This window comes from Geobacillus sp. PK12, from assembly GCF_004123125.1.
Lineage (GTDB): Bacteria > Bacillota > Bacilli > Bacillales > Anoxybacillaceae > Geobacillus > Geobacillus zalihae.
Window position 1 is genome coordinate 1 of the sequence record NZ_SDKL01000052.1, and the last position, 2,948, is coordinate 2,948.

The window sequence follows — 2,948 nt, forward strand, 5'->3', positions numbered from 1 at the left end:
CGTATACCGCACTCACCAAGTGGTGGGGATTTTCACGGAAAAAGACCGAAATCAATCGGTCTTTTTTGTATGTCCTGTTCAACAGGCGCCAACCGTTAGTTGAACAAGCTCATCATTAAATTAACCTCTTCACAAATAAAACTCTATCTTGATTTGGTCCATCATAATCAGTATGTACAGAAACTCCGTCTACTTTTTTATCTCCGTTTTTTTCGATTTCAAATCCCATTTTCGTATGAAATGCAATGGAAACTTTGTTCACTGGTGAAGTTACACAACGGACGATATTCCGACCATTCTTTTTAACAATATTAAAAAATTCATTGTACAGTCGTTTTCCAATACCGTGTTTCCTATAATCCGGATGAACTCCAACAAAGTGTATATATGCTTCTTCTGGATACGCTTGGGATAGAAAACCTATCAAAAATCCAACGATTTTTCCATCTTTTTCGGCAATGAAACTTGTATTTTGAAAATGGTCGAAGAATAATTTTGGCAATTTATCAGACATTTGTCTTCCGCCCCACCACTCATTGATTAGTGGAGAGATGACATAGTAATCTGACCCTTTCACTGAACGAATTTCCATCTTAATCCCCCTTCATTTGTAAAAGTATGACTATCATAAAAGCAAATTTAGTGCTATTCTTCAACTAACTCGTTAGCCAACCATGAAGCAAGCTTCTCCACAGATGATGGAAGTTAATTCTTTCTTTCATGGAAGTTGAACAAGAACATTTTTTATATTTTCTCATCTTGCAAAAAAGCTTGTAGAATTTTTCCTCAAACTTTTAAAGTCATTGCCACTATTCAACTACAGAACCCCATTAGCGGAATAAACATACTTTCACAAAAGATGACTAAATCCACTTTTCCATGAATATTAATTCATCCGTTTTAAAACCCAATTTTTCATAAAATCCTTGAACTTTACAATTTTGACGGTCCATTCAGGTTCTTTAACACGATTTAATAAATCCCAAGGCAAAAACACATCAATATCGGTAAAATCATCAAAAGCTACAATTGCAATTTCCATTAAATATCCTCCCCAAAATCTTAGCCCTTTTACTTAATATACTCTTCTTCAATCTGTCCTGTTATCCAGCCATAAAGCGAGCTTCCCCACAGATTATGCAAGAAGTTCTATCCTTCCACGGGAGCTTAGTAGAGTTGACATTTGGTTTGATGATGATTTAGCAAAATATCATTCAAGAAGAAAGACTTCATCGCCTACATGAATTTCACCTGTTTTTATAACAGAAGCATAAACGCCAAAATGATTATTTCTTTGTTGTACAAGAGTTTTAAGCAAAGACGAATCTTGTTCTGCATTATCAGGATTAACAGTAATAATCATGCACCGTTCACAATGTCTTTTTAATTGAATCTCCACTTCTCGTCCTATTTTAATCCTTCTGCCAAACCACGTTTCTTCAATAAATGGGACTTTCTCTTTTAATGATATAAGCAAATTAGGGCGAAAACGTTGATAATTGACCTCTTTTCCCCATATTTCTTTTAATTTAAGCAAAGAAGCATCCGTTACCAATTGAATGTGTTCTTCTTCAATTGCCCCTAAAGGTACATAAGAGGGAGTATATTTTACAAGAGAAACTTTCCGTTTTGATTTGTTTTCTATTTCTCTAATTAGGTCTTCATCCCCCCAATCAACAACCTTACCTTCAGGTGTCGTTATTTCGACTCTGGGGTATTCTTCCATTAACTCTTCCCCAACAAATCTTGCTTTATATCGAACCATTTCTGGGAATTGTGTTATTGTTAAAAACTTCCCTGATCTTGTTTCATCTAAAAAAGCATGACTACGGTCGCCATACAAACCATATTCCATTACTTTAGTTTTTTGTACACTCTCTCCACGGAAAGATTTCACAGGGTAACGGACAATTTCCTTGATATGGCCGATTAACATTTCATTCTCTCCTTAAATTAATTTTTGTCTACCAAAATTATACAAAAATCTACTCATTCATCACTTCCGTGACACCACAGATGATAGAAGTTAACTTGTTCTTCCATGAGAGTTGAATAAAGGATTATTCTTTTTAAACTCATCCCATTCCTCTCGAAGAATACCCATCCGAATGGAATCATAGTATTCGCCATTATAGTAGCGGCATTTTCTCATTCTCCCTTCTAATCGCATTCCTAATTTTTCCGCACATCTGATCATTCGTGGATTTCCAGACCAAGTTGTAAGCCCTACTCTCTCGATGGTTAGATTTTCAAAGAGATAGTCAATCCATAAAGATAATGCTTCCGTTCCAAATCCACCATTCCAATGTTCAGGAGAATATATGACGATCCCAATTTCAAGCCATCGTGTACGCTTATCCTCCCAATAATAGCTAACCATACCTATAATTTGACCTTGATATTCTATAATCATTTGACTTGGTACATCCCTAAAATTCATTTTTTCTTCCATTCTCTTAGAAAACTTTTCAAAGGTGCAAAATTCAAGCGGATAATAAGGAGCATCGTATTTTTTCCATTCTGGATTCTCCACACCATATATCAGGTTATATAGAATTGGCAAATCATCCTGCGTTGGTGTCCGCAGAGATATTCTTTTTCCTGTCAGCAACAACTTTTGTAACATATATCCACCCCCTATCTTACAGAATTCAACAATCCATGCTATTATCCCTTCTCTAAAAGACTTTATTATCGTTAATTATTGATTTTCGACCAAATGAAAAAGCCACCTTATGATGTAAGGTAGCTTTTTTGTACATATTTTATTTAAATATCGGACCCTTAGTTCAATAACCCTTCGTTACTTTCTCTAACCCCGAGTATATATAATGGTTCTTACCGAAAATAAATACTTCTTTTTCCTTAGTGAAACCAATCTTCTCTGCCACACGAATAGATGGAACCAGGCGTGTTGATTATCCAATAAAATCCAAAGGGTATAGAAA

At 35.2% G+C, this 2,948-nt stretch carries 3 protein-coding genes and 2 pseudogenes; all 5 read right to left on the bottom strand.

Features of this window, described 5'->3' with window-relative positions; translation table 11 throughout:
* Positions 1-115: 115 nt before the first annotated feature.
* Complete coding sequence (locus ETR37_RS14960) at positions 116-592, bottom strand: GNAT family N-acetyltransferase (RefSeq protein ID WP_015374860.1); 477 nt, start codon at positions 590-592, stop codon at positions 116-118.
* 342 nt (positions 593-934) lie between these two features.
* Positions 935-1,042 (bottom strand): annotated as a pseudogene (locus ETR37_RS14970) (ThiJ/PfpI family protein); the annotation flags it as partial.
* A 168-nt stretch (positions 1,043-1,210) separates the two neighbouring features.
* The gene (locus ETR37_RS14975) at positions 1,211-1,936 is read right to left on the bottom strand and encodes an MOSC domain-containing protein (protein WP_129447464.1); all 726 of its coding nucleotides are present in this window, start codon (positions 1,934-1,936) and stop codon (positions 1,211-1,213) included.
* 90 nt (positions 1,937-2,026) lie between these two features.
* On the bottom strand, positions 2,027-2,626 hold the full coding sequence (locus ETR37_RS14980) for a GNAT family N-acetyltransferase (protein WP_081133380.1): 600 nt from the start codon (positions 2,624-2,626) through the stop codon (positions 2,027-2,029).
* Between the two features lie 163 nt (positions 2,627-2,789).
* Positions 2,790-2,912 (bottom strand): annotated as a pseudogene (locus tag ETR37_RS19845) (GNAT family N-acetyltransferase); the annotation flags it as partial.
* Positions 2,913-2,948 lie beyond the last annotated feature (36 nt).

Excerpts from the sequence above, each read along its gene's own strand:
- ETR37_RS14980 (WP_081133380.1), bottom strand. The coding sequence starts at position 2,626 with ATGTTACAAAAGTTGTTGCTGACAGGAAAAAGAATATCTCTGCGGACA.
- ETR37_RS14960 (WP_015374860.1), bottom strand. The coding sequence starts at position 592 with ATGGAAATTCGTTCAGTGAAAGGGTCAGATTACTATGTCATCTCTCCA.
- ETR37_RS14975 (WP_129447464.1), bottom strand. The coding sequence starts at position 1,936 with ATGTTAATCGGCCATATCAAGGAAATTGTCCGTTACCCTGTGAAATCT.